Annotated in this window: 23 protein-coding genes and 2 pseudogenes; 10 read left to right on the top strand and 15 right to left on the bottom strand. The window is 68.4% G+C overall.

Going from position 1 to position 26,058, the window contains the following annotated elements:
- Positions 1-174: 174 nt before the first annotated feature.
- From ACIRA5_RS48035 to ACIRA5_RS48050, 4 genes are all read left to right on the top strand, one after another.
- The gene (locus ACIRA5_RS48035; protein ID WP_403703344.1) at positions 175-1,260 is read left to right on the top strand and encodes a mechanosensitive ion channel family protein; all 1,086 of its coding nucleotides are present in this window, start codon (positions 175-177) and stop codon (positions 1,258-1,260) included.
- Positions 1,261-1,559: 299 nt separating this feature from the next.
- Positions 1,560-3,779 carry an NADP-dependent isocitrate dehydrogenase gene (locus tag ACIRA5_RS48040; RefSeq protein ID WP_403703347.1) on the top strand — a complete coding sequence of 740 codons (2,220 nt, stop codon included), beginning with the start codon at positions 1,560-1,562 and terminating at the stop codon, positions 3,777-3,779.
- A gap of 187 nt (positions 3,780-3,966) precedes the next feature.
- A complete protein-coding gene (locus tag ACIRA5_RS48045) occupies positions 3,967-5,031 on the top strand; it encodes a nitrous oxide reductase family maturation protein NosD (RefSeq protein ID WP_403703350.1) in 1,065 nt (354 codons plus the stop codon).
- 47 nt (positions 5,032-5,078) lie between these two features.
- A complete protein-coding gene (locus ACIRA5_RS48050) occupies positions 5,079-6,134 on the top strand; it encodes a methyltransferase (RefSeq protein WP_403703353.1) in 1,056 nt (351 codons plus the stop codon).
- 93 nt (positions 6,135-6,227) lie between these two features.
- Here ACIRA5_RS48050 and ACIRA5_RS48055 read toward each other — a convergent pair whose 3' ends face one another.
- The 7 genes from ACIRA5_RS48055 to ACIRA5_RS48085 all read right to left on the bottom strand — a co-directional run bounded on the left by ACIRA5_RS48055 (position 6,228) and on the right by ACIRA5_RS48085 (position 11,544).
- A complete protein-coding gene (locus tag ACIRA5_RS48055) occupies positions 6,228-6,560 on the bottom strand; it encodes a TcmI family type II polyketide cyclase (protein ID WP_054232638.1) in 333 nt (110 codons plus the stop codon).
- Between the two features lie 26 nt (positions 6,561-6,586).
- The gene (locus ACIRA5_RS48060; RefSeq protein WP_352049947.1) at positions 6,587-7,063 is read right to left on the bottom strand and encodes an SRPBCC family protein; all 477 of its coding nucleotides are present in this window, start codon (positions 7,061-7,063) and stop codon (positions 6,587-6,589) included.
- A 2-nt stretch (positions 7,064-7,065) separates the two neighbouring features.
- A complete protein-coding gene (locus ACIRA5_RS48065) occupies positions 7,066-7,326 on the bottom strand; it encodes a phosphopantetheine-binding protein (RefSeq protein WP_403703358.1) in 261 nt (86 codons plus the stop codon).
- Between the two features lie 26 nt (positions 7,327-7,352).
- On the bottom strand, positions 7,353-8,609 hold the full coding sequence (locus tag ACIRA5_RS48070) for a ketosynthase chain-length factor (protein ID WP_403703361.1): 1,257 nt from the start codon (positions 8,607-8,609) through the stop codon (positions 7,353-7,355).
- Positions 8,606-9,874 carry a beta-ketoacyl-[acyl-carrier-protein] synthase family protein gene (locus ACIRA5_RS48075; RefSeq protein ID WP_403703364.1) on the bottom strand — a complete coding sequence of 423 codons (1,269 nt, stop codon included), beginning with the start codon at positions 9,872-9,874 and terminating at the stop codon, positions 8,606-8,608. The genes ACIRA5_RS48070 and ACIRA5_RS48075 overlap by 4 nt, the downstream gene beginning before the upstream one ends.
- On the bottom strand, positions 9,871-10,353 hold the full coding sequence (locus tag ACIRA5_RS48080) for a cupin domain-containing protein (RefSeq protein ID WP_352049951.1): 483 nt from the start codon (positions 10,351-10,353) through the stop codon (positions 9,871-9,873). The genes ACIRA5_RS48075 and ACIRA5_RS48080 overlap by 4 nt, the downstream gene beginning before the upstream one ends.
- A 69-nt stretch (positions 10,354-10,422) precedes the next feature.
- The gene (locus tag ACIRA5_RS48085; protein WP_403703367.1) at positions 10,423-11,544 is read right to left on the bottom strand and encodes a SchA/CurD-like domain-containing protein; all 1,122 of its coding nucleotides are present in this window, start codon (positions 11,542-11,544) and stop codon (positions 10,423-10,425) included.
- 254 nt (positions 11,545-11,798) lie between these two features.
- Here ACIRA5_RS48085 and ACIRA5_RS48090 point away from each other — a divergent pair, with 254 nt between their 5' ends.
- The gene (locus ACIRA5_RS48090; protein WP_403703370.1) at positions 11,799-13,448 is read left to right on the top strand and encodes an FAD-dependent oxidoreductase; all 1,650 of its coding nucleotides are present in this window, start codon (positions 11,799-11,801) and stop codon (positions 13,446-13,448) included.
- Between the two features lie 77 nt (positions 13,449-13,525).
- Here the strand turns inward: ACIRA5_RS48090 and ACIRA5_RS48095 are convergent, their stop codons facing one another.
- The gene (locus ACIRA5_RS48095; RefSeq protein ID WP_403703373.1) at positions 13,526-14,026 is read right to left on the bottom strand and encodes an SRPBCC family protein; all 501 of its coding nucleotides are present in this window, start codon (positions 14,024-14,026) and stop codon (positions 13,526-13,528) included.
- Positions 14,027-14,224: 198 nt separating this feature from the next.
- Here ACIRA5_RS48095 and ACIRA5_RS48100 point away from each other — a divergent pair.
- Positions 14,225-14,759, top strand: a pseudogene (locus tag ACIRA5_RS48100) (PIG-L deacetylase family protein).
- A 75-nt stretch (positions 14,760-14,834) separates the two neighbouring features.
- On the opposite strand, the gene ACIRA5_RS48105 reads toward ACIRA5_RS48100, so the two are convergent.
- Positions 14,835-15,386: a DUF5134 domain-containing protein gene (locus tag ACIRA5_RS48105; RefSeq protein ID WP_403703376.1), complete on the bottom strand. Its 552-nt coding sequence runs from the start codon at positions 15,384-15,386 to the stop codon at positions 14,835-14,837.
- A gap of 537 nt (positions 15,387-15,923) precedes the next feature.
- On the opposite strand from ACIRA5_RS48105, the gene ACIRA5_RS48110 reads away from it, so the two are divergent.
- Complete coding sequence (locus ACIRA5_RS48110; protein WP_403703379.1) at positions 15,924-16,820, top strand: RNA polymerase sigma-70 factor; 897 nt, start codon at positions 15,924-15,926, stop codon at positions 16,818-16,820.
- Between the two features lie 124 nt (positions 16,821-16,944).
- On the opposite strand, the gene fdxA is transcribed toward ACIRA5_RS48110, so the two are convergent.
- Positions 16,945-17,331 (bottom strand): ferredoxin, encoded by a 387-nt coding sequence (gene fdxA / locus ACIRA5_RS48115; protein ID WP_403703382.1) that lies wholly within the window; start codon positions 17,329-17,331, stop codon positions 16,945-16,947.
- A 287-nt stretch (positions 17,332-17,618) separates the two neighbouring features.
- Between fdxA and ACIRA5_RS48120 the strand changes: the two genes are divergently transcribed.
- The 3 genes from ACIRA5_RS48120 (at position 17,619) to ACIRA5_RS48130 (ending at position 21,037) form a co-directional block, all read left to right on the top strand.
- Positions 17,619-19,319 carry an L-aspartate oxidase gene (locus tag ACIRA5_RS48120; protein WP_403703553.1) on the top strand — a complete coding sequence of 567 codons (1,701 nt, stop codon included), beginning with the start codon at positions 17,619-17,621 and terminating at the stop codon, positions 19,317-19,319.
- Positions 19,320-19,504: 185 nt separating this feature from the next.
- Complete coding sequence (locus ACIRA5_RS48125) at positions 19,505-20,251, top strand: SDR family oxidoreductase (RefSeq protein WP_403703385.1); 747 nt, start codon at positions 19,505-19,507, stop codon at positions 20,249-20,251.
- A 189-nt stretch (positions 20,252-20,440) separates the two neighbouring features.
- The gene (locus ACIRA5_RS48130; RefSeq protein WP_403703388.1) at positions 20,441-21,037 is read left to right on the top strand and encodes a YceI family protein; all 597 of its coding nucleotides are present in this window, start codon (positions 20,441-20,443) and stop codon (positions 21,035-21,037) included.
- On the opposite strand, the pseudogene ACIRA5_RS48135 reads toward ACIRA5_RS48130, so the two are convergent.
- From ACIRA5_RS48135 to ACIRA5_RS48155, 5 genes and pseudogenes are all read right to left on the bottom strand, one after another.
- Positions 21,034-21,933, bottom strand: a pseudogene (locus tag ACIRA5_RS48135) (alpha/beta hydrolase fold domain-containing protein); the annotation flags it as partial. The gene ACIRA5_RS48130 and the pseudogene ACIRA5_RS48135 sit on opposite strands and share 4 nt — an antisense overlap.
- Before the next feature lie 38 nt (positions 21,934-21,971).
- The gene (locus tag ACIRA5_RS48140) at positions 21,972-23,456 is read right to left on the bottom strand and encodes a cytochrome bc complex cytochrome b subunit (protein ID WP_403703391.1); all 1,485 of its coding nucleotides are present in this window, start codon (positions 23,454-23,456) and stop codon (positions 21,972-21,974) included.
- 195 nt (positions 23,457-23,651) lie between these two features.
- Positions 23,652-23,915, bottom strand: coding sequence for a WhiB family transcriptional regulator (locus ACIRA5_RS48145; RefSeq protein WP_403703393.1), 264 nt, complete (start codon positions 23,913-23,915; stop codon positions 23,652-23,654).
- Between the two features lie 379 nt (positions 23,916-24,294).
- A complete protein-coding gene (locus ACIRA5_RS48150) occupies positions 24,295-25,230 on the bottom strand; it encodes an RNA polymerase sigma-70 factor (RefSeq protein ID WP_403703396.1) in 936 nt (311 codons plus the stop codon).
- Between the two features lie 362 nt (positions 25,231-25,592).
- Positions 25,593-25,937, bottom strand: coding sequence for a hypothetical protein (locus tag ACIRA5_RS48155; RefSeq protein WP_403703399.1), 345 nt, complete (start codon positions 25,935-25,937; stop codon positions 25,593-25,595).
- Positions 25,938-26,058 lie beyond the last annotated feature (121 nt).

Here is a 26,058-nt window from a genome sequence, read left to right on the forward strand (position 1 = left end):
CCGTGTGGGCCCGGTAACGGACGTACCCGCGAGTACGGCAGGATGAGAGGTCGCCCCGGACGACGCACACGCGTCCGGGCGTGATCGTGCATTCCCGGATTCGAGCAGGTGGCAAGTGACGACACAGCACATCCGGCCCGCGGGCCTTCCCCTCCGTCACACGGGAGGCGGCCGGTGAAACACTCCCTCACACTGGACGACCTGATGATGGCCGGGATTCCCGTGGTGGCGGGTCTGCTGGCCGCGTTCCTGCTGCGCATACTGCTGCGCTGGCTCGGCAAGCACGCCTCGCGCACCCGGTGGAGCGGTGACGACTTCATCGTCGACGCGCTGCGCACGCTCGTCCCCTGGGGAGCGATCGCCGCGGGTGTCTCGGCGGCGGGCGCGGTGCTTCCGCTGACGGCTCCGGTCGGACGCAACGTCAACAAGGTCCTGACCGTCGTCCTCATCTTCGTCGCGACCCTGACCGCGGCCCGGGTCATCACCGGTCTCGTCCGGTCGCTGGCCCAGTCCCGCTCGGGTGTCGCGGGTTCGGCCACCATCTTCGTCAACATCACCCGGGTCGTGGTGCTGGCGATGGGCTTCCTCGTCATGCTGCAGACGCTGGGCATCTCCATAGCTCCGCTGCTCACGGCCCTGGGTGTGGGCGGTCTCGCGGTGGCGCTCGCCCTTCAGGACACCCTCGCCAACCTCTTCGCGGGCGTCCACATCCTCGCCTCGAAGACCGTCCAGCCCGGCGACTACATCCGCCTCAGCAGCGGCGAGGAGGGCTACGTCGTCGACATCAACTGGCGCAACACGACGGTCCGTCAGCTCTCCAACAACCTGGTCATCATCCCCAACAACCAGCTCGCGGGCACCAACATGACCAACTTCAACCGCCCCGAGCAGCAGATGACCCTCATCGTCCAGGTCGGCGTCGGCTACGACAGCGACCTGGAGCACGTCGAGCGCGTGACCACCGAGGTCGTCACCGAGACGATGACCGAGATCACCGGCGCCGTCCCGGACCACGAGCCCGCCGTCCGCTTCCACACCTTCGGCGACTCCCGGATCAGCTTCAGCGTCATCCTGGGCGTCGGGGAGTTCAGCGACCAGTACCGGATCAAGCACGAGTTCATCAAGCGCCTGCACAAGCGCTACCGGGACGAGGGCATCCGGATTCCGGCGCCCACGCGCACGGTGGCGCTGCAGCCGGGCGGGGCCGAGCTGCTGGAGGCGGGCATACCGCACCAGCGCGAGGCCACATCGGGAAGGTAGAGCCGGCCGAGGGCAAGCCCCACCCCGGTGACACTCGGTGGCGTACTCGACATGGACAGTCACCCGGGCGTGCTCCGGCGGTGGGCGCGCCGGGGCGACCCGCAACTTTTCGGCCATGTGCGGGTCGCGGTGGCGTCGGCCGGCGCGGCCCGTGGGGGCCTGGGAGGGCGTCGAGGGCGGGTGCCGGCGGCGCGCCACTTCTTGTTCACGGCGATGGCGGGCGGACCCCTGTCGAGTCGGGGTCGCTCACGAGATATCTTGATGTCGAGCAATGTTGCAGACGTGGAGCGGAGCACCCGGTGACTGACTCGACCATCATTTACACGCACACTGACGAGGCCCCGGCCCTGGCGACGTATTCGTTCCTGCCGGTGGTCCAGGCGTACGCCTCGCAGGCGGGTGTCACTGTGGAGACCCGTGACATCTCGCTGGCCGGGCGCATCCTCGCGCTCTTCCCCGAGTTCCTCGAGGAGGGTCAGCGCGTTCCCGACGCCCTCGCCGAGCTCGGTGACCTGGCCAAGACGCCCGAGGCCAACATCATCAAGCTGCCGAACGTCTCGGCCTCGATCCCGCAGCTGAAGGCCGCGGTCGCCGAGCTCCAGGAGCAGGGCTACGCCCTCCCGGCCTACCCGGACGACCCGAAGTCGGACGAGGAGCGCGACATCCGCGCCCGTTACGACAAGGTCAAGGGCTCCGCCGTGAACCCGGTCCTGCGCGAGGGCAACTCCGACCGCCGCGCCCCCGCGTCGGTCAAGAACTACGCCAAGACCCACCCGCACCGCATGGGCGCCTGGACCCCCGAGTCCAAGACCAACGTCGCCACCATGGGTGCCGACGACTTCCGCTCCACCGAGAAGTCCACGGTGATCTCCGAGGCGGGCTCGCTGCGCATCGAGCTGGCGGGCGACGACGGCTCCACCACCGTGCTGCGCGAGTCCGTACCCGTCCTCGCGGGCGAGGTCGTCGACGCGTCCGTCATGCACGTCGCGCCGCTGCGCGAGTTCCTCACGGCGCAGATCGCCCGTGCCAAGGCCGAGGACGTGCTGTTCTCCGTGCACCTCAAGGCCACGATGATGAAGGTCTCCGACCCGATCGTCTTCGGCCACGTCGTGCGCGCCTTCTTCCCCAAGACGTTCGCGAAGTACGGCGAGACGTTCGCCACCGCCGGTCTGACCCCGAACGACGGTCTGGGCGGCATCTTCAAGGGCCTGGAGGCGCTGCCCGGGGGCGCCGAGATCAAGGCGTCCTTCGACGCCGAGCTCGCCGAGGGCCCGGCCCTCGCGATGGTCGACTCGGACAAGGGCATCACCAACCTGCACGTCCCCTCCGACGTGATCGTCGACGCCTCCATGCCGGCGATGATCCGCACCTCCGGCCACATGTGGGGCCCGGACGGCCAGGAGGCCGACACCCTCGCCGTCCTCCCGGACAGCAGCTACTCCGGCGTCTACCAGGTCGTCATCGACGACTGCCGCGCCCACGGCGCCTTCGACCCGTCCACCATGGGCTCGGTGCCGAACGTCGGTCTGATGGCCCAGAAGGCCGAGGAGTACGGCAGCCACGACAAGACCTTCGAGATCCCCACCACCGGCACGGTCCGCCTCGTCGACCAGGCCGGCAACGTGGTCCTGGAGCAGGCCGTCGGCGCGGGCGACATCTTCCGCGCCTGCCAGACCAAGGACGACCCGATCAAGGACTGGGTGAAGCTGGCCGTCACCCGCGCCCGCGCCACCGGCGACCCGGCGGTGTTCTGGCTGGACGAGACCCGCGCCCACGACACCCAGCTGATCGAGAAGGTCAACGCGTACCTGCCGGAGCACGACACCGAGGGCCTGGAGATCAAGATCCTGTCCCCGGTCGAGGCGACGAAGTTCTCCCTGGAGCGCATCCGCAAGGGCCTGAACACCATCTCGGTCACCGGCAACGTCCTGCGTGACTACCTGACCGACCTGTTCCCGATCCTGGAGCTGGGCACCAGCGCCAAGATGCTCTCGGTGGTTCCGCTGATGGCGGGCGGCGGCCTCTTCGAGACGGGTGCCGGCGGCTCCGCCCCGAAGCACGTCCAGCAGCTGGTCAAGGAGAACTACCTGCGCTGGGACAGCCTGGGCGAGTTCTTCGCCCTCGCGGCCAGCTTCGAGCACCTCGCGCAGAGCACGGGCAACGCGCGCGCCCAGGTGCTCGCCGACACCCTCGACCGCGCGACGGCGACCTTCCTCAACGAGGACAAGTCGCCGACCCGTCGCGTCGGCGGCATCGACAACCGCGGCAGCCACTTCTACCTGGGCCTGTACTGGGCGCAGGAATTGGCCAAGCAGACCGACGACGCGGACCTCGCCAAGGCGTTCGCCCCGCTCGCCGAGACGCTGACCGCGCAGGAGCGCACGATCGTCGACGAGCTGCTCGCGGTCCAGGGCAAGCCCGCCGACATCGGCGGCTACTACCAGCCCGACCCGGCCAAGGCCGCGACCGTCATGCGCCCCTCGGCCACCTGGAACGCGACGCTCGCGACCCTCGCCTGACACACCGTCGACGCCCACGCGTCACCACCGCACCGCCCCGGCCGGGTTCTCCGGCCGGGGCGGTCGTGTGTCCGCCGACGCCGCTGCCTCCGACGGCTCACCCTTACGCGCGCAGGCAGGTGACATCGGCGGTCCACCTGGGTGATCAGCGGTGGCGGGCCGGAACACCCGCTTTTAGCTTCGGCCTATGACGAAACGACAAATGGCCTACCTCGCCTGCACCGCGGCCGTCACAGCGTCGGTGCTCGGTGCCGCCCCGTCCGCCGACCACCGTTCGGTGCACTGGGTCCACCCCGGCGAGTCGATCCAGAAGGCCGTGAATTCCGCACACCCGGGCGACACCGTCGTCCTCTCCCCCGGCACCTACCACGAGAGCGTCCGCGTCACGGTGGCCAACCTGACGCTGCGCGGCTCCGGTGCCCGTTCCACCGTCATCGTGCCGGGCAAGGCCTCCGCCGGCAGCTGCGCCAAGGCCGGCAACGGCATCTGTGTCACCGGAACGGACAGCAAGCGCGTCAAGGGCGTCACCGTCAGGTCACTGACCCTCAGAGGCTTCAAGAAGCAGGGGCTGTGGGCGTCGGGCACCGACCGGCTGACGGTCCAGGGAGTGGTCGCCGAGAAGAACGGCCAGTGGGGCATCGCCCAGGAGCGCTCCGTCCGCGGGGTGTTCCGCAACAACCTCGCCCAGAACAACGGCGACGCCGGACTGTTCCTGTCCAACACGGTCAGCACCGAGGAGGGCGCCCGGGACACCCTGGGGACGGTCGTCAGTCACAACCGTCTGGCCGGCAACCGGATCGGCGTCACGGTCCGGCGGCTGCGGAACCTGACCGTCGATCACAACGAGGCCACCGGCAACTGCGCCGCGGTGTTCGTCGTGGGCGACGAGAACAAGCCGCGCGTCGGAGCACTGAGCGTGGTCCGCAACTACGTCCACGCCAACAACAAGTACTGCCCCAAGACCCCCCGTCTGCCCTTCCTGCAAGGCTCCGGCATCGTCCTCACCGGCGCCGAGAAGACACTGGTGGCGGAGAACAGGGTCGAGGACAACGTGGGCACCTCCCCGCTGTCCGGCGGCATCGTGCTCTACAAGAGCTTCGTGGGCGCGATCAACGAGCGCAACGAGATCCGCGACAACGTCGTGCAGCGCAACGGCAAGGCCGACCTCGCCAACCGCGACCGTGTCAAGGGCAAGGGCAACACCTTCCACGGCAACACCTGCGCACACTCCGAGCCCGCCGGACTGTGCTGACCCCTCCCCCTCCCCCACCAGCACGACCCCAGAAGCGAGGCACCACCATGACCACTGTTGATCCGGCTCCCCCGACCACGGTCGATCCGGCTCCCCCGCCGCCGTCCATGCGGCTGCGGGAGCTCGCCTTCGGAGCGGCGTGCGCCGCCGCCGTACGCGCGGCCGCGCGCCTCGGCGTGGCGGACGCCCTGGGCGACACGCCCCTGCGCGTGGAGGACCTGGCGGCGACGGTGAAGGCCCAGCCGAGGACCCTGCGGCGGCTGCTGCGCGCGCTGTCCTGCCAGGGGGTCTTCACCGAACTCCCGGACGGCACCTTCGCGCACACGGAGATGTCCCGGCTGCTGCGCGAGGACGACCCGCACAGCCTCCGCTACATCGCCCTGTGGTGCACCGAGCCGTGGACGTGGAACGTCTGGCCGAAGCTCGACGAGGCGGTGCGCTCCGGCCGGAACGTCTTCGAGGACGTGTACGAGCGGGAGTTCTTCGACTACCTCAACGAAGAGGCCCCGGAGTCGGCGTACGTGTTCAACCGGGCCATGACGACGTCCAGCGAGCAGTCGGCGCGGGACGTGGCGAACCTTCTCGATCTGCGCGGCGTGTCCTCGGTCGCGGACATCGGCGGCGGTCAGGGCCAGGTCCTGGTCAGCCTCCTGGAGAAGCACCCCGGGATGCACGGCACGCTGCTCGACCTGCCGGGAGTGGTGGAGAACGCCGATCCCCGGCTGCGCGGCGGCGGTTCGCTGGCCGAGCGGGTGCGCGTCGTGGCCGGGGACTGCCGTGAGGACATCCCGGTCCAGGCGGACCTGTACATCATCAAGAACATCCTGGAGTGGGACGACGACAGCACCCGCAGGGCGCTGGCCAACATCCACAAGGCGGCGCGGCCCGGTGCCCGCGTCGTCGTCATCGAGAACCTCGTGGACGACACCCCGTCGATGCGGTTCACCACGGCCATGGACCTGCTCCTGCTCCTCAATGTCGGTGGTGCGAAGCACACCCGGCAGAGCATGGTCGACCGGCTGACGGACGCGGGGCTCGTCATCGACGAGTTCCGGCCGGTCAACGCGTATCTGCACGCCTTCGAGTGCACGATCCCCAGCTGATCCGGCCTTCCCCGCGCACCGGGAAAACCCGAGGCCGCCGGCTCCGCGTCCATCGCGGGGTCGGCGGCCTCGGGTTGTGTCCGGGTCTTCGCCTCAGGAGACGGCGTCCCGCTCCCAGCGGTAGAAGCACTGGGCCATGGCGTCCTTGGGGCTGCGCCACGTCTGCGGGTCGTACGCGCTGACGTACGCCGACAGCTGCTCGCTGACGCTCCGGAACTCGGGGTGCCCGACCACCTTCGCGATGGCGGGCGCCGGGTCCTTGTCGGCTTCGATGAGGTGCATGTACACATCACCGAACTGGAAGAGGCTGCGGCGCTTGACGCCGATCAGGTGCGGGAGTTCACCGCGGTCGGAGGCGGCGAACACATCGGCGATCGCCGGGGCCGAGTCGGGCGCCATGCGCGCGACGATGAGGGCGTGGTGCATCGGATGTCCTTCCTGAGCTCCGGCGGTCAGCCGGGCATCGGCGCGTTCTGACGGTCGCGGGCGGCCTTCTCGATCCGGTCCCGGATGAGCTCCATCTGGACGCGGGAGTTGCGGTTGATGTTGTCCGTCATCCAGGCGTCGTCGACCGGGGCCTCGGGCTTCATCGCGAAGTCCTGCACCCAGTGCATGTGGGTGCCCTCGGGGGTCTCCTCGTACTCCCACCGGATGTTCATGTGGTCGAAGGGGCCCGTCTCGACGCGGCGGGCGCGGACCGTCCGCCTGACACGGTCCACGGTCCGCTCCGAGACCCAGCTCCAGACCTTGCCGTTCTCGTCCGGGTGCATGGTCAGGCGGAACTTCGTCGTGTCGCCGTCGCGGGAGAGCACCTCCAGCGACGCGTACTCGCTGAAGAGCTGCGGCCAGTTCTCGATGTCGTTGGTCATGTCCCAGACGAGGTCGAGAGGGGCGTCGATGGTGATGCTGTTCTCGGTGTGTCCTGCCACTTTCAGGCTCCAGACTTGAGGGTGTTGTTGACGAGGTCGAGGAACTCACGGGGGGTCTTGCAGCGCTCGGCGTCGGGCGGCAGCGGCTGGCTGTACCGGTTCTCCAGCTCACCGACGATGCCGAGCAGGCCGAGGGAGTCGAGGCCGAGGGTGCCGAACGGGGAGTCGGACGACTTCTCGAGGTCCTCGGGGTCGACGGAGACTCCGGCCGCCTTCTTCATCAGCGAGGCCAGTTCGATGAGGGTCACTTCCGTGGTGATCATGGATCTGTTCTCCTTCCCGCCCGGTCCTATCGGGCGGAGTCGCCGCCGCGGCGCACTACCAGCGCCGCGTTGGAGCCCATCAGTCCCCTGCTGAGGACCAGGGCCGTGTGCAGCTCGGCGGGGCGAGCGCTCGACATCACCAGGTCGAGGTCGTGGCAGATGTCGAACACGTTGGGGGTGGGGGGTACCTGACCGTTCTCCATGGCGAGCACCGCGGCCGCGGTGTCCAGCACGGGTGCCCCGCAGTAGGCCCGCCCGATGCCCGACTTGGGCGCCGTGACGGGGACCCGGGTGCCGTGCTTGCCGAGGACGTCGGCGATGGCCAGGGCTTCGGCACGGTCCGCCTCCAAAACGCCCAGGGCGTCGGCGAACACGACGTCGATCTCCTCCGGAGCGCAGCCGGCCTCGTCGAGGGCGCCACGGATCGCGTGGGCGAGACCCTCTCTGGACCGCTCCCAGCGGGAGGCTCCGGTGAACGTGGCCCCATGTCCGGCCACGGTGGCCCGGACGGCCGCCCCGCGCTCACGGGCGCGGGTCTCGTCCTCCACGACGAGCATGGCTCCCCCCTCCGCGGGAGCGAAGCCGCACGCTCCCGCGGTGAAGGGCCGATAGGCCTGACCAGGATCCTCGGCGGTGCTGATCTCGGGGTATCCGAGCTGGCACACCATCGAGTACGGGGCGAGGGGTGCCTCCGCGGATCCGACGACCACCGCGCCGGTGCCGCGCCGTACACCCCGGGCGGCGAGCGCGATGGAGTCCAGGCCGCCCGCCTCGTCGCTGGCGACCACTCCACACGGTCCCTTGAAGCCGCCCCGGATGGAGATCTGGCCGGTGCTGGCGGCGTAGAACCAGGCGATGGACTGGTACGGGCCCACGTACCGGGATCCCTGGCCCCACAGCTTCTGGAGCTCCCGCTGTCCGAACTCGCCGCCACCTGATCCGGCGGCGGTGATCACGCCGATGTCGTACGGGTCCGCGGGGTCACCGTGGCCGAGGCCGGCGTCGTCGAGGGCGAGCACGGTCGCTGCCATCGCGAAGTGGCTGAAGCGGTCCGTCTGGACGAGGAACCGCTCCTCGATGAGGGCCGCGGCGTCGAAGGCCCGGACCTCGCCCGCGATACGGAGCGGCAGGTGCTCGCATCCCTCGCGGGTGATCCGGTCCAGGACGACGAGGCCTTCTCTGACGGACTTCCAGTACGCGTCGGCGCGCAGTCCGTTGGGCGCGATCACACCGATGCCGGTGATGGCCGCGCGCCGGGGGTGCTGAGTGCGCTGTGTGCTCATCGGGTCCTCCCACCCGGCCCGGTCAGGAGCACCGCGGACTGGAATCCGCCGAATCCGCTGCCCACGGAGAGCACGTTGTTCAGCTTCCGCGGGCGTGCGGTGCGCGGCACGTAGTCCAGGTCGCACTCGGGGTCGGGAGTTTCGTAGTTCGCCGTGGGCGGCACCACTTGGTGCTTCAGGGCGAGGACGCAGGCGACGACCTCTATCGCGCCGATCGCGCCCAGCGAGTGCCCCACCATGGACTTGATGGAGCTCATGGGCGTCTTGTAGGCGTGCTCGCCCAGGGACCGCTTGACCGCGGCGGTCTCGTGCCGGTCGTTCTGTCGGGTGCCCGAGCCGTGCGCGTTGACGTAGTCGATCAGGGTGGGGTCGAGGCGCGCCTGGTCGAGCGTGGTGTCGATCGCCCGGGCCATCTCCAGCCCCTCGCTGGTCAGACCGGTCATGTGGTAGGCGTTGCCGTAGGTGGCGTAGCCGCTTATCTCGCAGTAGATGTGCGCGCCGCGGGCTCGGGCGTGCTCGTACTCCTCCAGGACCAGTACCGCGCCGCCCTCGCCCATCACGAAGCCGTTGCGGTGGACGTCGAAGGGCCGGGAGGCGTGCTCGGGGTCGTCGTTGTCGGGTGAGGTGGCCTTGATGGCGTCGAAGCAGGCCATCGTGATCGGGGATATCGGAGAGTCCGACGCCCCGGCTATGCAGACGTCCGCCCGGCCCTCCTCGATGGTGTGGAAGGCGTAGCCGACCGCGTCGAGTCCGGAGGTGCAGCCGGTGGAGACGGTCTGCACCGGTCCCTGGGCACCGAACTCCTCGGCGACGACCGAGGCCAGCGTGCTGGGCGAGAACGCCAGCTGCAGCTGCGGGTCGGCCGCGCGGTGGTCCACGTCCCACCGCCGGCCCCGTTCGCTGACCTGGACGTAGTCGTGTTCCAGGCGGGTGGTGCCGCCGACGGCGCTGCCCAGGGAGACCGCGACCCGCCAGGAGTCCTCCTTGCCGGTGTCGAGTCCGGAGTCGCGGACGGCTTCCCTGGCCGCGACCACGGCGAACTGGATGTACCGGTCGGCGTGCTCACTCAGCTCCGGGTCGAGGCCGTGCGCGAGCGGGTCGAAGTCGCATTCGGCGGCTATGCGGGAACGCAGGCCCACCGGGTCGAACAGCGAGATGCCGCGGGTCGCGGTGCGGCCGTTGGACAGGAGGTCCCAGAACGCCGTCGCCCCGGTGCCGCCCGGAGCGACCACACCGATACCGGTGACGGCCACCCGCCGGGTCACTTTATGGCCTCACTTCGCTCGGACGGCTGTCCGTGGTCCGGCGCGGACAGGTCCGCCCCGGCGGTGGCGAACTCGGGGCCGGGCGCGGTGTCGTCGGTCACCTCCGTGTCGACGTGGCCGAGGCTCGGACGCGGAGCGAGCGGGCCCAGGTGGAAGACCATGCGGGCTTCCGTGTCGCCGACGTTGCGGAAGCGGTGCCGCATGTTGATCGGGATCAGCAGACCCTGATCGGGCCGCAGGGCGAAACTGTCGCCGTCCAGGTCCACTTCGAGGGCGCCGTTGACGACGTACACGAACTCCTCGGAGTACGGGTGGTAGTGCTCACCGATGCGCTCGCCGGGCTGGATGAGGGCCAGGCCCATGAAGCCGCTGGTGGACCCCGCAGTGGCGGGCGTGAGCATGGCCCGGATGTCGCCTCCGCGCCTGCGGTTGGGTTCCGTCTCGCTCAGGTCCACGATGCGTGGATGCTTCTTGAACATGCTTGATACCTCCGGGTGGGGCAGTGACGTCCGGGGAGGGAGGGCCGCGGACGGAGCCGCGGCCCTCTGTCAGGAATCCGCCGAGCGGTCGGTGACGGGCATCATGTCGACGTGCGACAGGAGGCGGTTGATGTTGCGTTCCGTCTCCAGGGAGCCCTCGACGCCGATCGCGGCACCGTCGAGGAGACGCTCCAACTCCGCGGCCTTCTTCGCACCCTTGACTCCGAGCGCGGCGACGGGGTCCGCGTCCAGCTCGCCCGTCACGTCGATGAGACGCACCACGATGTCGTCCCGCTGGAAGACCGTGCTCCCGTACACCGGGCTCTTCGGGTCCTCCGCCGCGGCCTCGTCCTGGTGGGCGAGCAACCTGGCCAGCTCCATACCGCAGCCGTGCTTGGCCGGGTAGTAGAGCGCGTGGCGGCGCAGGTCCGCGGGTGCCTTGCCGCCGGACACCACGTGGTGCACGGCAGGGAGCGCGGCCCGGGTGAAGAAGACCCGTGCCGAGTCGGGGTCCCTCAGGTCCCGGTCCTGCTCCAGGTACGGGTTGATGGCCTCCTCGACCGCCCGTACCTCGGGCTGACGGGCGACGTGACGCAGTGCCGCCATGAGGTCGCCCTCCACCTCCACCGCACGCACGACACGGTTGCCGTGCATGAAGAGGGAGGTGCGCCGCAGCCGCGTGGTGTCGTCGACCTGGGCCTGGGGGGACTCGTATCCGGCGAGGATCTCCGCGACCTTCGACTCGGTACCCGGCTTGACCGTGAAAGTGAGGGCATGGCGTGCCACACCTTCGCCCACCCGGGCCTCGACCTGCATACCCGCCTTGGCCGACTTCTGGCCGTGCGGCTGGGCGGGGCTGGTCTCCCGAAGGATGCTGTAGCGCATCGAGCGGGTGTCCCGGACGCAGTTGTGCATCGGCCGGACCGTCTCGACGTGCTCCTCGCTGTTCACCCAGGCGAGGAAGGGCGGGGCGCTCTCCCATTCGCTGGTGATGAGCCACTGCGAGGGGTTCTCGATCGACTGGCAGAGCTGGTCGCTGATGTGTCCGGGAACGGACGCGACCTGATTGCGCATGTGCTCGTACGCGTCGAGGAACTGTTCCTGAGCACCTTCGTACAGGTCGAGCAGCAGGATCACCCGAAGCCTGGAGCCGTCGAAGGCCGATTGCGATATACGTCCCGAAGTAGTCATCCGGCACACCTCTTCTCTTCTTCACGGAAGGTCAGGAACGACCGCCGTGTCCCAAAGGCCGGGGTCGCCATGTGCCGATCGTTGACGCGCCCCCCGAGGCGCGCGAGCCCGCCGGTGCGGACGAGTGAACTGTGTGCCATCCGGGTGCCCGGAGCGCGCGATCCTCTCCGCACAGGGCATGGAAACTGATGGCCGTTCAAAGCGGCTGGCATCCCATCCCTGACTCACCTCGCGGGTGACGCTGGAGGCAATCAATGAACCGATTGAAAGAGGCCGGCGAGGTCGGTCAGCACACGCCGGTCCTCATCGTCGGCGGCTCCCTGGTGGGCCTGTCCACCTCGCTGTTCCTGGGCCGGCTCGGTGTGCCGCACCTGCTGGTCGAACGCCATTCGGGCACCTCGATCCATCCGCGTGGGCGCGGCAACAACGTGCGCACGATGGAGCTGTTCCGGGTGGCCGGGGTGCAGCGACGCATCGAGGAGGCCGCTTCGGTTCTGGCGGAGAACCACGGCATCATGCAGACGCCGACGCTGGTGGGCGACGCCGGTGAGTGGCTGTTCAAGGAGATCGACCCGGGCGGCGGGCTCGCCCGCTTCAGCCCCGGCGCGTGGTGCCTGTGCAGCCAGAACGACCTGGAGCCGGTGCTCCTGAAGAGCGCCCGGGAGCTGGGCGGAGACCTGCGTTTCTCCACCGAGATGCTGTCGTTCGAACAGGACGCGCACGGGATCACCGCGCAGCTCAAGAGCCGGGAGACGGGCGAGCACAGCACCGTCCGCGCGGACTACCTGGTCGCGGCGGACGGCCCGCGCAGCCCGATCCGCGAGCGGCTCGCCATCGGGCAGAGCGGACCGGGCGACCTGTTCCACAACGTGAGCGTCACGTTCACCTCCCGGGGCCTCGCGGACGTCGTCGGCGACCGACGCTTCATCGTCTGCTATCTGACCAACCCGGAGGCCGACGGGGCGCTCCTGCCGGTCGACAACGAGGAGCACTGGGTCTTCCACGCGCCCTGGCACCCCGAACACGGCGAAACCCTGGAGGAGTTCACCGACGAGCGGTGCGCGGACCACATCCGACGCGCCGTGGGCGTGGCCGATCTCGATGTGCGGATCACCGGCAGGGCCGCCTGGCACGCCGCCGAGCGGGTCGCCGAGCGCTACTCGGACGGCAGGGTGTTCCTGGCCGGCGACTCGGCCCACGAGATGTCCCCCACCGGTGCGTTCGGCTCCAACACCGGAATCCAGGACGGGCACAACCTCGCCTGGAAACTGGCCGCGGTGCTGGGCGGTTGGGCGGGCCCCGGACTGCTGAAGTCCTACGACGCCGAGCGCCGCCCGGTCGCGGAGGCGACCAGCGCCCGCGCCTCGTCGCGTTCGGTCGAGCACAGCCACCCCGGGTACATCCCCGCTCCGGGAGCCGCCGGTCCCGGCGGCAAGAAGGGCGGCATCCTCAACGTGGCGCTGGCCTACCGCTATCCGCGCGGCGCGGTCCTCGGTGCCGACCAGTCGGCGCCGATCGTCCCCGACGGCCTGCGCCTGACCGGCGAGCCCGGCAGCCGGGCACCGCACATGTGGCTGAACCGCGCCGGCACCCGGGTCTCCACCCTCGACCTGTACGAGCGGTCCATGGTGTTCCTGACCTCGTCGGACAAGTGGCACAGCGCGGCGAAGGAAGTCGCCCAGAAGCTGTCCGTCCCGCTCGACGCGTACCGGATCGGCAGCGGCGCCGACGCGGAGCTTTCTCCCGCGAGCGACACGGACTGGGCGGAGGTGCACGGCGTCACCGAGGACGGAGCGGTGCTGGTCCGCCCCGACGGATTCGTCGCCTGGCGCTCCGAGGGCCCGTCGGCGAGCCCCGAGACGGCACTGCGGGAGGCCCTCACGGCGATCCTGGACCGGGGCTGACAGTTCCGTTCACACCGAGTTCCCGACGTCCGCGTCGGCGCAACGCGCTGGTACCCGTTCCGGGTGAGCCGAGGGTCTCACTGGGAACGGGTACCCGACCGCCGGTCGTCCTCGCGTGCGCTGTGAGCCTCGTGACCGCCGTCCAGCCATGCCTTCAGACCACGGTGTCCCCGGTACGTCAGGAGATAGTGGTTGGCGCGGAACAGCGGGCGAAAAGGCACCTCGAGCCGGCGGATGAGTGCCTTGCGCGCCACCATGTCCTGCTCGAGGACCGCCCGGCTGCCGGTCCCATGCGGGCGCACGATCCACCCCGACACACCCTCCAGGTCCCCGCCGACCTCCCCTCGCAACACCCTCGACTCCGTGTCCTCGAACGCGCCGGTGATGGTGAGGTCGAGGTCGAACGGCAGCAGCGAGCGCAACAGGAACGCCCCCGACTGCTCATCGACACGGCGCACCCGCCGCACTCCGGGCCACCACAGGGGCCAGTCGTCGACCACCCGCAGCACCGCGAACACCTCGTCCGGAGGACGAGTGAAGTCCCACACGCTTGTGAACCGATAACGATGCAGTTCCATGAACAGCAGTGTGCGGGCGCCCGCGACGGTGCCGTGAGGGCGCGGAGCCCCACGTCACACGGCGTACGGAAGCACACACCCTCCCCCGGCGCCGCTCCCCGGAAGACATATCCAACCGCCGCGGGCTCGCCCCGGCCCGCACAGTCCCTCTCCGCGCGCCCCCGACCCGCGGCGCGGAGACGGCCCGCCACCACCCGCCTGTGCGACTCCTCGGGTTCCATCGTCAACGTCGCGAGCTCGTCCGATCTCGAGTACGGGTGCTCGGCCGCTGTCGCGTCCTGGAGCCAGGACGGCCGTGAGACGGCCTACGTCCTGGCCACCCGCGGCGAGGCGGGCATCGACACCCTGGCACCGGCCGAGGCCGGACCACTGAGGGAAAGCGAGCAGCGTTCGAGTGCCGCGGCCGTCGGGGTCTGCGCAGTGGAGTTCCTCGACCACCGGGACGGCACCATCGAGTAAGGCATCTCCCTGCGCCGCGACATCGCCGCTGCCATCGGCCGTCACCGGCCCGAGTTGCTGATCACACTGAACCACCACACTGAACCACCATGCGACCTGGGGTGCGGGTGTCTGTGAGCAGGAGCCACGGCCCTGGAACGGCGTGCGATGGGTCGCCGTCGCCAACTCCCCGAACCCCACGTACACGCGCCGCTTCCTGATGGACAGCACCGGTGCGCACAGTGCGCGGTTCGGCGGGAAACCGGCCGTCGTCTTCGCATTGTTCAGCCGCTGAGCGTGTCTGACCGTGGCACATTGGCACCGTTCCGCCCGCCGTGGCACACGTTGCTGTCAGATGGTCACACGGTGGTCAGTGGTGCATGAGCAGCATGATGACCGTGCCCAGGGCCATCGATCCGTGCCAGAAGTGGGTGTACGGCGCCCGGATGCTGGTGGAGCTGTCCGCGGTGCCCGAAGCTCTGCACAGCATGGGCATGTCCCGGGTCAATGACCGCAGAGCGCACGCGAGGAGGTACAGCGCCAGCACTCCGGTGACCACGTCGCCGGCCATCGACCCCGTGGAGTGGCCGAGGCGCGTCATCCAGGCCATTGCGGCCATGCCTGCCGCGTACGGCAACCTCCGCGTGACATCGGTCAGTTCGAACTGCCGGTGACGGCTGACGGCGGTCAGCGGGAACCACAGTGCGGCGGCTGCGAAGAAGGTCGTCTGCGCCTCCGGCAGCATGCCGCCCCCGTTCCACGGCATCACCGCCATCGCCAGGGCCATGACGGAGTGCAAAAGGTGGTCGCCTCGGCTGCGCCAACCGGAACCCCGCGCAAGCAGGCCACACCGCAGCGCGTGAACGGCCCCGGCCGTGAACAGCGCTGTCAGCATGCAGCACACGACATCAGTGGCGCTCATGCCGGATCGCGCCCTCCTACGAAGCCCACGGGCTCCGTTCCGAACCGGCCTGTGCGAGCAGGCGGCAGGTCAGTCGGTGGGTCGCGGGGCCCGCAGGTGGGCCCGCTTCTCCAGTTCCTCCTCATCGACCAGTTCGAGGATGAGCTTTGCCCGGCCGAGTGGCGGTGCGGCGGAGTTGGATCTGTGACATGAGAGACCGTATCCGACCCTCGGGAGGACCGCTCGGCGGACGAAGGTTGTCGAGCGGTGTCACAACATCGGGTCCAACGCGGCGGCGCGGGGGGACATGCGTGAGGTGATCGCCGATGCACACGCCCCCTTCTACGGGGCGGAGCTCGGGGCGCGGACGGCTTCGCCACGCTGCCCGAGCAGGCCGATCCCGCTGTCCTGGCAGTGCGGCTCGGGCGCCGATGCGCACGACAGCCGTGACCATCGCCCGAGGTCGGCAGCCACTCTCGCATCGCTCAAGATCCTCCAGAGGAGGCGCGCACCGCTCCGGCGCCTTGTAGCATGGTGCTGCACTTCTGGAGGACATTGATGCGCGCCCGGGATGACGCAGACTCTCTCGACCAGGCAACGAGGGAATTCATGGAGGCGCGTCCCCACCTCTTCGGCATCGCGTACCGCGTGCTCGGGAGTGTCGTGGAAGCCGAGGACATCGTCCAGGACGCGTGGCTGCGCTGGCAGAACACCAACCGTGCCGACATCTCGGAGCCGACCGCGTTTCTGGCCACGGTCACTTCCCGTCTGGCGATCAACCTGGCCCAGTCGGCACCGAAGCGACGTGAGTCGTACGTCGGGCCATGGCTGCCGGAGCCGGTCGACACACGCGTGGATCCGCAGTTGGGTGCGGAACGAGCGGAGGCGCTCGACCTGGCGGTTCTTCACCTCATGGAGAGACTGAACCCTGTGGAACGGGCTGCCTACGTGCTGCGAGAGGCCTTCGACTACCCGTACAAGCGGATCGCGGACATCCTGGAGACGAGCGAAGCCAATACGCGCCAGCTGGTGAGCCGCGCCCGGAAACGTCTGGCGGCGGAACGCAGGGAGCCCGTGAGTCCTGCCGCTCACCGGCGGCTGCTGGAGGTGTTCCTCTCCGCGGCGCAGACCGGCAATCTGTCGGTCCTCGAGGACGTTCTCACCGCGGACGTGGTCAGCTACAGCGACGGCGGAGGGATCCGCGGAGCATCCAGGATTCCGGTCGTCGGACGTTCTCATGTCTCCAAGTACCTCGCCGCCTTCGCCCCACGTTTCTGGCCCCAGAGGGACGTTCGCTGGGTGGAGGCCAACGGCAGGCCGGCCGTTCTTGTCTCAGCCGATGGAAACAGCGTGGCTCTGCTGTCCGTCGATGTGTCGGAGCGAGGCATCGAACGCATCATGTGGGTCCTGAATCCGGCGAAACTGGCACCCTACGTGGCCTCGCTGGACAGCTGAGGCAACTCGGCGATCGCACGACAAGGCAGACTCGCTGTGCCCCACGCGAGCAGGGAACGCCGACCACCGTCACGCTGCCTTCCCAGCGACTACAGGCGGTCACCGGAGCGGGACGGGCGGCTCGTCAGGAGGGAAACCACAGGTCGGCGTCGGCGGCCTCTTCCTTGCGAACGCTGAAGAGGGCGATGTCCTTCTTGTGCGAACTCTGCGGTGGCAGCCGAACGACCAGACGGTGATCGCCATCGACGACCAGGGGTTCGCCCTGCCGCGTGGAGGCCCTGTCGAAGTACTCGGCGTTGATGGTTGTGTACCGCGCCCAGTGCTGCGGGACGTCCTCCTCGTAGAAGATCACCTCGACCGGGCAGACCGGCTCGCAGGCAGGGCAGTCCACGCACTCCGCGGGGTTGATGTACAGCGTCCGGTTGCCCTCGTAGATGCAGTCCACGGGGCATTCGGCGAGGCAGGCCCTGTCCTTGACGTCGACGCAGGGCTCCGCAATGACGTAGGTCATCTTCTCCTCTTTCGTCCGACGGAGCTGATCAGCGCTCGGCCGACTTGCGGCGTACCGTTTTCTGGCTGGAGATATGACCAAGGGACCCACGGTGCTGTGACAGCCGCCGCACGTTCTGATGGGCGACCCCTTCGATGCGACTCGGACGTGCCTGTGGACCGCGTACTGCCGTGACAACCCCGATGGCGCCGAGCGTGTCACAGATACTTCGGCGGCCCGGTCGTAGTCAGTGACAACCTTGGCGATCGGAGTAAACCGTGGCTAACACCGAACAACGTATTTCCACCATGGTGCTGGTGATCGGCACCGGAGGAGCCGGGCTGCGAGCGGCGATCGAGCTGGCCGAGGCCGGCGTCGACGTCCTGGCGGTCGGCAAGCGTCCCAAGGAGGACGCCCATACCGCGCTCGCCGCCGGCGGAATCAACGCGGCCCTGGCCACCATGGATCCCGAGGACAGCTGGCAGCAGCACGCCGCCGACACGCTCAAGGAGAGCTATCTGCTGGCCGATCCCCGCACCGTGGAGATCGTCACCCAGGGCGCCGCTCGGGGCATCGACGACCTGGACCGCTATGGCATGGCCTTCGCCAGGGAAGAGGACGGGCGGATCTCCCAGCGCTTCTTCGGCGCGCACAAGTTCCGGCGGACCGCGTTTGCCGGTGACTACACCGGTCTGGAGATCCAGCGCACGCTGATCCGGCGGACGGAGCAGCTGAACGTTCCGGTGCTCGACGGTGTCTACATCACCCGGCTTCTGGTCCACGACGGCGCTGTCTTCGGCGCCTACGGGTTCGACCTCGCGAGCGGGAAGCGTTATTTGATCCACGCGGACGCGGTCATTCTTGCCGCGGGCGGCCACACGCGTATCTGGCGGCGTACCTCCTCGCGGCGCGACGAGAACACGGGCGATTCCTTCCGCCTGGCGGTGGAGGCCGGGGCCCGTCTGCGCGACGCCGAGCTGGTGCAGTTCCATCCCTCCGGGATCATCGAGCCGGAGAACGCGGCCGGAACGCTGGTCAGCGAGGCCGCCCGGGGTGAGGGCGGGATCCTGCGCAACGCGCTCGGGGAACGGTTCATGAACCGCTACGACCCTGCGCGCATGGAGTTGTCCACCCGCGACCGCGTGGCCCTGGCCTCCTACACGGAGATCAAGGAAGGGCGCGGCACGCCCAAGGGCGGCGTGTGGCTCGACGTCTCCCATCTGCCCCGGCAGACGATCATGACGCGGCTGCCCCGGGTCTACCAGACGCTTCTGGACCTGCAGATGCTGGACATCACCCGCGATCCGATCGAGATCGCGCCCACCGCGCACTACTCGATGGGCGGGGTATGGGTACGCCCCGAGGACCACAGCACCGACGTGCGCGGCCTGTACGCCATCGGTGAGGCGTCCAGCGGCCTGCACGGCGCCAATCGCCTCGGCGGGAACAGTCTCATCGAGCTGCTGGTCTTCGGCCGCATCACGGGCCAGGCAGCCGCCGCCTACTCCCAGTCGCTCACCGGCCAGTCGCGATCGGCGTCCGCCATCGCACAGGCCCGCGCGGAGATCGACGACCTTCTCGCCGCTGACGGGCCGGAGAACGTCCGTGCCCTGCAGCGCGCCATCCGCAACACCATGACCGAGCATGCGGGAGTCGTACGCGACGAAGAGGGCCTGCGCGCCGGACTGGCGGAGCTCGCGGCGATCGAGAAGCGGATGGAGGACATCGGCGTCCACCCGGACATCGCCGGCTTCCAGGACCTCGCGCACACCTTTGATCTCAAATCCGCCGCCCTGGCGGCCCGGGCCACCCTCGAGACGGCTCTGGAACGTCGCGAGACGCGTGGCTGCCACAACCGCAGCGACTACCCCGAACAGGATCCCGCCCTGAAGGTCAATCTCGTGTGGTCCCCGACGACGGGCATCACCCGCGAAACCATTCCTGGCATCCCGGACGAGATTTCCGCGCTGATGGAGGAGGTCTCGACCGACGGAAAGCTCGCCGAATGACCTGCCCGGTCCCACCGGGCCGCTGAGGGCTGACAGGAGGAGTCTTCTCGATTCCTCCGAACCAGCTGTCACGAAGAGAGCCACTGTCCGGTCTCTTCCTATATGGACGAAATTTGTTCGGGTGCCGGTGAGCAGCTCGTCACAAGGTGCGCGCCGCACCAGGAAAACTCCCGAGAGGATCCGTCATGAAGATCGTAGTGATCGGTGGAACCGGGCTCATCGGCTCGCAGCTGGTCGGCAAGCTGAACGAGCACGGGCACGACGCGGTCGCGGCCGCGCCCAACACCGGTGTCAACACCCTGACAGGCGAGGGTCTGGCCGAGGTCCTGGAGGGCGCGACGGTCGTCGTCGACGTGTCCAACTCCCCCTCCTTCGAGGACGAGGCCGTCATGACCTTCTTCCGTACCTCCACGGCCAACCTCCTGAAGGCGGAGGCCGACGCCGGCGTGCAGCACCACGTGGCGCTGTCCGTGGTCGGCACCGAGCGTCTCCAGGACAGCGGCTACTTCCGCGCCAAGCAGGCCCAGGAGGAGCTGATCAAGGCGTCCGGCACCCCCTACTCCATCGTCCACGCCACGCAGTTCTTCGAGTTCGCGAAGGGGATCGCCGACTCGGCCACCGACGGCGACACCGTGCGTCTTTCCCCCGGCAAGATCCAGCCCATCTACTCCGGCGACGTGGCCGCTGCCGTCGGCCGCACCGCCGTCGGCACTCCGGTCAACGGCGTGGTGGAGGTCGCGGGCCCCGAGGCGTTCCAGCTCGACGAGTTCATCCGCACGGGGCTCGACGCCAAGAACGACTCTCGCACGGTGGTCACGGACGCGCAGGCGACGTACTGGGGTGTCGAGCTGAAGGAGTCCACGCTTCTGCCGGGTCCTGATGCGCACATCGCCGAAACCCGTTTCACCGACTGGCTCGCACGGCAGCAGTAAGTCCCGCGGGTGGCCCCTGTCAGCAGACGGGGGCCACCTCTTTTCTCCGGCCACGGGGCACGAGCCCGGCTTCTGCGTTCACGACGGGCAACATTTCACTCGAGCGGAGTTCTTGGATTCCGTTGCAGGGCCGCAGTGTGCCGGAATCAACCCCTGTCCGAGATTCATACATGAAGGAGCCGAATCGCCATGTTGAGTCGCGGGGAATTCGCCGCTCCCGGTATCGCGCCCCATGAAAAGCTGACCGGTCTCTACACCATCGACCCGGTCCACAGCACGATCGGTCTTTCCGTCCGACACGCCATGATCACCAACGTGCGGGCGAGATTCACCGCCTTCGAGGGGCTCCTCAAGCTGGACGGGCGCCGTCCCACCCGGTCCGAGGCTTACCTCAGCGTCCAGACCGGCAGTCTGGAGACGGGGTCTCCGGAGCGGGACGCCCATGTCACCGGCCCGGATTTCCTCGACTCGGCGTCCTTCCCCCTCATGAGCTTCCGCTCCGCCGAAGTCCGCGACGCCGGCGGCGACCGGTTCCGTATGGCCGGACACCTTCGCATCAAGGACCTCGAACTCCCCGTTCTCATCGACCTCGAATTCGCCGGAGCGAGCCGGGGCCCCGACGGACTCGACCGTGTCGGCTTCGAGGGCACGGCCACTTTGCGACGTTCCGACTGGGGACTGGACTGGAACACGGCGCTGGCCGGAGGCGGGGTCCTGATCAGCGACAAGGTGAAGCTGACGCTCGACGTCTCCGCTGTCCGGCTGCAGCGGACAGACGCCGCCTAGCTGTCGTACCCGCCGTCTCGCGCCCTTGGGCCTACGGCCAAGCCTCTGCCCTGCCCTGCCCTGCCCTCAGCAGCGAGATCGGCGCCGTGTCGCCCCACTCGTGGGTACGCCGGTCTGCGGACCGTCCGTGCCGCCTTCTCGATGACGCCGACGGCGTCGTCGGGGCGGGACACGCTCACGGTGTGCGAGGGCGCACCGAAGTGCCTCCCGAGTCCCGGTCGCAAACCTCTGCCTCGAAAGAACTCCCAGTCGCCGCGGAGGGCGGTACGCAGGGTGTGAATGGCCTGCTCGACCGCGGCGGTTGTGGACCGCGCGGGCCGGAGGGGGTTGAGCATCATGAAGTCGTGCAGGGTGGCGTTGACCTCGCCCGCGTCCCGCAGCATGTCGTTCTCGTCGACGACGACGAGCGCGGGCGGCAGCCCCCGCAACTCCTCCAGGCTCGACCGCAGCGGAGAGGCGGTGACCTCCGCCCGCTGGGCGATGAGGTAGGGCCCGTTCGCGAACTCCCGGTAGTTCTCGGTGTCCTGGCCCGCGTCCGTGACGGGGTGGTACAGCGACTGGTGCACGAAGGTCACGTCACCGCGCTGCCTGGCCATGAGGGTCGGCGCCGCGGTCATGTCGCCGCCGACGGAATCACCCGCGACGGCCGGACGGGAGGCGTCAAGCCCTTCCTCCGCACCCTTCGCGGTGATCCAGCGAGCGGTCGCGTACGCCTGCTCGCTGGCGACGGGGTACCGGGCCGTGCACGTAGAGGACGACCGGCGGCGTGCCCGGCTGCCGACGGGTTTGACGATGCGTACCCGCACATCGCCGACCTCGGCGGTCACCGTGATCCACTTCTCGTCCACGTCGGGCTTCTCCACGGGCGCCGCCTGCAGGTCGTCCAGGACCTTCCTCAGGCTCAGTAAACGCGCCGACCACACCCGTACGCGTATCAGCGCCGGTGTCTGCTGGTGATCTCCTGGTACTCACGTGCGGTCGGCTTGGTGATCTGCGTGCCCTCGCCGTAGAAGTTCCGGCTGAGCACGGCACGCAGGCGGCGCGCACAGCGGAATCCGCCGTCCGGGCCTTCTCCGTTGGCCGCGGGATCGGGATCGATCGCCCGGTATTGCTCGTGCTGTGTGAGAACGTGGAGCCGGTCTTGGCCGAGCGGCTCGTGCACCTCGATGAATGCACCGTTCGGCAAGCGCTTGATGATGCCGGTCTCACGGCCGTGCAGCACTTTGTCCCGGTCTTGCCGCTGCAGGCCGAGTGCCCACCGCTTCGTGATGGCATAGGCCGTGGGAGGCACGATGAAAAGGCTGACGCGCACGGCCCATGTCACTGATTCGACCGACACGTGGAAGCGGATGGCGATGATGTCGTTCGCAGCGCCGATCAGAGCCACCAGATAGAAACTGATCCACGAGACACCGAGTGCCGTTCGCACCGGGCGGTTGCGCGGTCGGTCGAGAAGGTGCTGCGCGCGGTCGTCACCGGTCACCCAGGCCTCGACGAACGGGTACACGCCCATGGCGAGGAAGAGACCAACGCCCGCCAACAGCGGGATCAGGTTGTCCAGGGCCAGGGTGTGACCCCAGAAAGCTATTTCCCAGCCGGGCATGACCCGCAGGAGTCCGTCCGCAACGCCCATGTACCAGTCGGGCTGCGATCCGGCCGAAACCTGGTCGGCCCGGTAGGGGCCGTACCGCCAGACGGGGTTGATCTGTGCGACCGCCGCCATGGCGAAGATGACGCCGGCGACCAGGCAGAAGAATCCTGCGGACTTCACGGCACGCACCTTGAACGGCAGACCCACGACGTTCTGGTTGCTCCGCCCCGCACCTGGATACTGCGTGTGCCTGTGGCGGAGGGCCAGGATCAGGTGAGCAGTGAGCAGTCCCACCATGAGGGCGGGTATGAGCAGCACGTGGATCGTGTTGAAGCGCGCCACCAGATCCTCGCCCGGGAACTCGCCTCCGAAAAGGAACATGGAGAGGTAGGTTCCGACGATCGGGATGGAAAGGATCGTTCCGTTCACGACCGCGAGTCCGGTCCCGGACAACAGGTCATCCGGAAGGTCATACCCCGTCAGACCACCGAACATCCCGAGGATCAACAGCAGGAAACCGAAGATCCAGTTGAGTTCGCGAGGCTTACGGAAGGCACCGGTGAAGAACACGCGCATCATATGGACGAGCATGGCGGCGACAAAGACCAGCGCGGCCCAGTGGTGGGCCTGCCGAATCAGGAGGCCGCCACGGACATCGAAGGAGATGCGCATCGTCGAATCGAACGCCTCCGACACCATGTGACCGCGCAGTGGTGAGTAGCTGCCGTTGTACTCCACCGCGTTCATGGACGGGTGGAAGAACAGCGTCAGATATACGCCGGTGACGATGATGATGACGAAGCTGTAGAGGCTGATCTCCCCCAGCATGAAGGACCAGTGGTCCGGAAACGCTCTTCGCGCCTTTGCCCTCGCCAGGCTGTAGAGACCCAGGCGCCCATCAGCCCATTCCGCTATCCGCTCGCCGTTATGCCGTGGTCGCACTTCGTTTTCCTGACTCGAGCCACCCACACCCCCACCACCATTCCTTGAACTGTCCGAAAGAGCCGCTTCGGTCCGCCCCTGTCATGCCGCCGTGACGACCGTGTCCTTCGTCCGACGGACCTTGCGTCGGCTCACGGCCCGGCGTTCGCTCTCCGTCATGCCACCCCAGATGCCGTCCACCTGTCCCGCCTCCACGGCCCAGCTGAGGCACTGCTGCGCGACAGGACAACGGCCACAGACAGCCTTGGCCTCGTCGATCTGTACGAGCGCCGGGCCGCTGTTTCCTACGGGGAAGAACAGATCAGGGTCCGCACGTAGGCAAGCTGCCCGTTCACGCCAATACACGGTGGGCCTCCTTGTTCAGCGGTCATGGGAAAACACACCTCCGAGTACGTGAAGACAGGTACCGGACGCTGTTACATAAGACCGGGCAACCGGCGCGTGTGTGACACGCCGCCGAGTTCAGTGCGTCACTGCCGGCCGTGATCCACAGGGGCTTGCTGAATGTTGGGCAGTGCCGGTGAGACAGAGTGCGTGGTCGATGAGGTCCACCGCCGGTGGTACGGGTTGCCGGGTGCACGATGCCCTGGTTCGCGCGGTGGGCCGGCCCTGCCTGGGCGGGGATGCCGGGCATGTGGTGTCGCCGTTGTGTCCGGACGTCACGGCGTTCTTCGACGGCGGGGTGGCAAGTTGCGGGCGTTGACCAGGCCGGTGCACGGGAACCTCACGCGCCACTCGGCGCGGGCCTGAGGGCGGTCGTGGAGCGGGACCGTGAAGCGAGGAACGCGGCGATCTTCTGTGGGTTGAACACCCACATCACCTTGTAGATGCCTTCCCTGTCCGCCGCTATGGTCATGAACGTGGAAGGCTCGCCATCTCGGTAGATCATCGCGCCCGTACGGCCGTTGGCAGCGACGAACTCGACGCCCACGCTCCCCCAGAACCGCGGATACGCGGTCGCCAGATTAGCGACGCGGGCACGGCCCAGCACGGGAGTACGAGCGGCGCCCCGGACCCCGTTGCCGTCCGACAGGCTGACGGCATCGGGGGTGAGCAGGGCTTCCAGTGACGCCACGTCCCCCGTTCGAGCCGCTGAGACGAAGGCGGTCAGAAGGCGTCGGTGCTCGACCGTGTCCACGCTCTTGCGCTGCTCGTCCGACAGATGCTTGCGGGCACGGCTCACGATCTTCCGTACATTGACGAGGCTGAGCTGAAGCATGTGAGCGATCTCGGCATAGCTGTAGTCGAATGCCTCGCGCAGTACGTATGCGGCACGCTCGGTGGGGCTCAGCCTCTCCAACACCAGCAGCAGAGCCAGTTCCAGGGCTTCGGCGCGCTGCGCGCCCACCTCCGGGTCCGCGCTCGTGTCGACGGGCTCCGGCAGCCACGGTCCGATGTACGTCTCCCGCCGCACGCGCGCCGACTGCGCGACGTTGATGGCCAGTCGGGTCGCGGTGCTCGACAGGAAGGCCACCGGGCTGACCACGACGGAGCGCTCGGTCCTCTGCCAGCGCAGCCACACTTCCTGGACCACGTCCTCAGCCTCGGCCGCGCTGCCGAGTACGCGGTAGGCGATACCGAAGAGTCGTGCCCTGTGCTGCACAAAGACCGAAACAGCCTCGTCAAGGTCACTTGCCGTGGGGGACGGCTCGTCCTGCATGATCCTCGGTCTCCGTTCCTCCGCTTGCGGCTGTCCACTGTCATAGACCGGGGTGGGCCCGTCCCTGTGACAGGACTGGCGGAGAGATACCGGCCGACTGATGTCGGAGGAGCCGGCCTCGGGTGGACACACGGTGTTTTTGCGGTCCCTGACACAACCGTGTGATCGAGCCGCCTGCGATGTCGAAGGTTGAGGATGAGAGGAACGCATGGTCTCCGTAACCCACGCGGCGCAGAACATCGAGATCAGCCCTCTACCGCGTCCCGCGTTCCTGAGCGGTATCCCGCCGGTCGGAGCGCCCGGGTGGCGGTGGCTGGTCGAGTGAGCCGGTCGCATGCCGAGCAAGTTGAGCACACGGTGGGTCAGCCCGACGTCCCCAGGATCACGGCGACGCACACCATGATCAGTGCCGCGGTGATCAGGACCATCGCTATCAGCGTTCCCCGCAGCCACCGGCCGAAGCGGATGTGATGCTGACCTTCCACCCGGCTGATGCGAGCGGCGATGTGATCGGTCACCATGCCGGCGACGTAGCTCTGCTCTTCGAGATACCACCGCTCGATATCCCTCTTCTGCCCATCGGTCAGCCCCACCGTTCGCGCGGTGAAATCCGCCACGCGCCGATGTGCCGCTTCGAGATGCGCCTCCTTGTACAGGAAGTCTTCGATGTCGTTCAGGCCGCGTGCGGCCTCCTTGCTCGCGTCCATGGTGTACCTCCACAGGTCCTCTGTGCCGGCGGCCTCTCCCATGGACGGGACAGCTCGTCCGTCTGTGACATCCGCCGTTGGGGGCCGACGGCATTCGGTGAAGCCGCCGGCCTGTTGTCGA

Source organism: Streptomyces sp. NPDC096311 (assembly GCF_044763085.1).
Lineage (GTDB): Bacteria > Actinomycetota > Actinomycetes > Streptomycetales > Streptomycetaceae > Streptomyces.

What these genes read in the sequence shown, in the direction of transcription:
- ACIRA5_RS48045 (WP_403703350.1), top strand. Translation starts at nt 3,967, where the DNA reads ATGACGAAACGACAAATGGCCTACCTCGCCTGCACCGCGGCCGTCACA.
- ACIRA5_RS48050 (WP_403703353.1), top strand. Translation starts at nt 5,079, where the DNA reads ATGACCACTGTTGATCCGGCTCCCCCGACCACGGTCGATCCGGCTCCC.
- ACIRA5_RS48055 (WP_054232638.1), bottom strand. Translation starts at nt 6,560, where the DNA reads ATGCACCACGCCCTCATCGTCGCGCGCATGGCGCCCGACTCGGCCCCG.
- ACIRA5_RS48065 (WP_403703358.1), bottom strand. Translation starts at nt 7,326, where the DNA reads ATGATCACCACGGAAGTGACCCTCATCGAACTGGCCTCGCTGATGAAG.
- ACIRA5_RS48070 (WP_403703361.1), bottom strand. Translation starts at nt 8,609, where the DNA reads ATGAGCACACAGCGCACTCAGCACCCCCGGCGCGCGGCCATCACCGGC.
- ACIRA5_RS48080 (WP_352049951.1), bottom strand. Translation starts at nt 10,353, where the DNA reads ATGTTCAAGAAGCATCCACGCATCGTGGACCTGAGCGAGACGGAACCC.
- ACIRA5_RS48085 (WP_403703367.1), bottom strand. Translation starts at nt 11,544, where the DNA reads ATGACTACTTCGGGACGTATATCGCAATCGGCCTTCGACGGCTCCAGG.
- ACIRA5_RS48090 (WP_403703370.1), top strand. Translation starts at nt 11,799, where the DNA reads ATGAACCGATTGAAAGAGGCCGGCGAGGTCGGTCAGCACACGCCGGTC.
- ACIRA5_RS48095 (WP_403703373.1), bottom strand. Translation starts at nt 14,026, where the DNA reads ATGGAACTGCATCGTTATCGGTTCACAAGCGTGTGGGACTTCACTCGT.
- ACIRA5_RS48105 (WP_403703376.1), bottom strand. Translation starts at nt 15,386, where the DNA reads ATGAGCGCCACTGATGTCGTGTGCTGCATGCTGACAGCGCTGTTCACG.
- ACIRA5_RS48110 (WP_403703379.1), top strand. Translation starts at nt 15,924, where the DNA reads ATGCGCGCCCGGGATGACGCAGACTCTCTCGACCAGGCAACGAGGGAA.
- fdxA (WP_403703382.1), bottom strand. Translation starts at nt 17,331, where the DNA reads ATGACCTACGTCATTGCGGAGCCCTGCGTCGACGTCAAGGACAGGGCC.
- ACIRA5_RS48120 (WP_403703553.1), top strand. Translation starts at nt 17,619, where the DNA reads ATGGTGCTGGTGATCGGCACCGGAGGAGCCGGGCTGCGAGCGGCGATC.
- ACIRA5_RS48125 (WP_403703385.1), top strand. Translation starts at nt 19,505, where the DNA reads ATGAAGATCGTAGTGATCGGTGGAACCGGGCTCATCGGCTCGCAGCTG.
- ACIRA5_RS48130 (WP_403703388.1), top strand. Translation starts at nt 20,441, where the DNA reads ATGTTGAGTCGCGGGGAATTCGCCGCTCCCGGTATCGCGCCCCATGAA.
- ACIRA5_RS48140 (WP_403703391.1), bottom strand. Translation starts at nt 23,456, where the DNA reads ATGCTGGGGGAGATCAGCCTCTACAGCTTCGTCATCATCATCGTCACC.
- ACIRA5_RS48150 (WP_403703396.1), bottom strand. Translation starts at nt 25,230, where the DNA reads ATGCAGGACGAGCCGTCCCCCACGGCAAGTGACCTTGACGAGGCTGTT.
- ACIRA5_RS48155 (WP_403703399.1), bottom strand. Translation starts at nt 25,937, where the DNA reads ATGGACGCGAGCAAGGAGGCCGCACGCGGCCTGAACGACATCGAAGAC.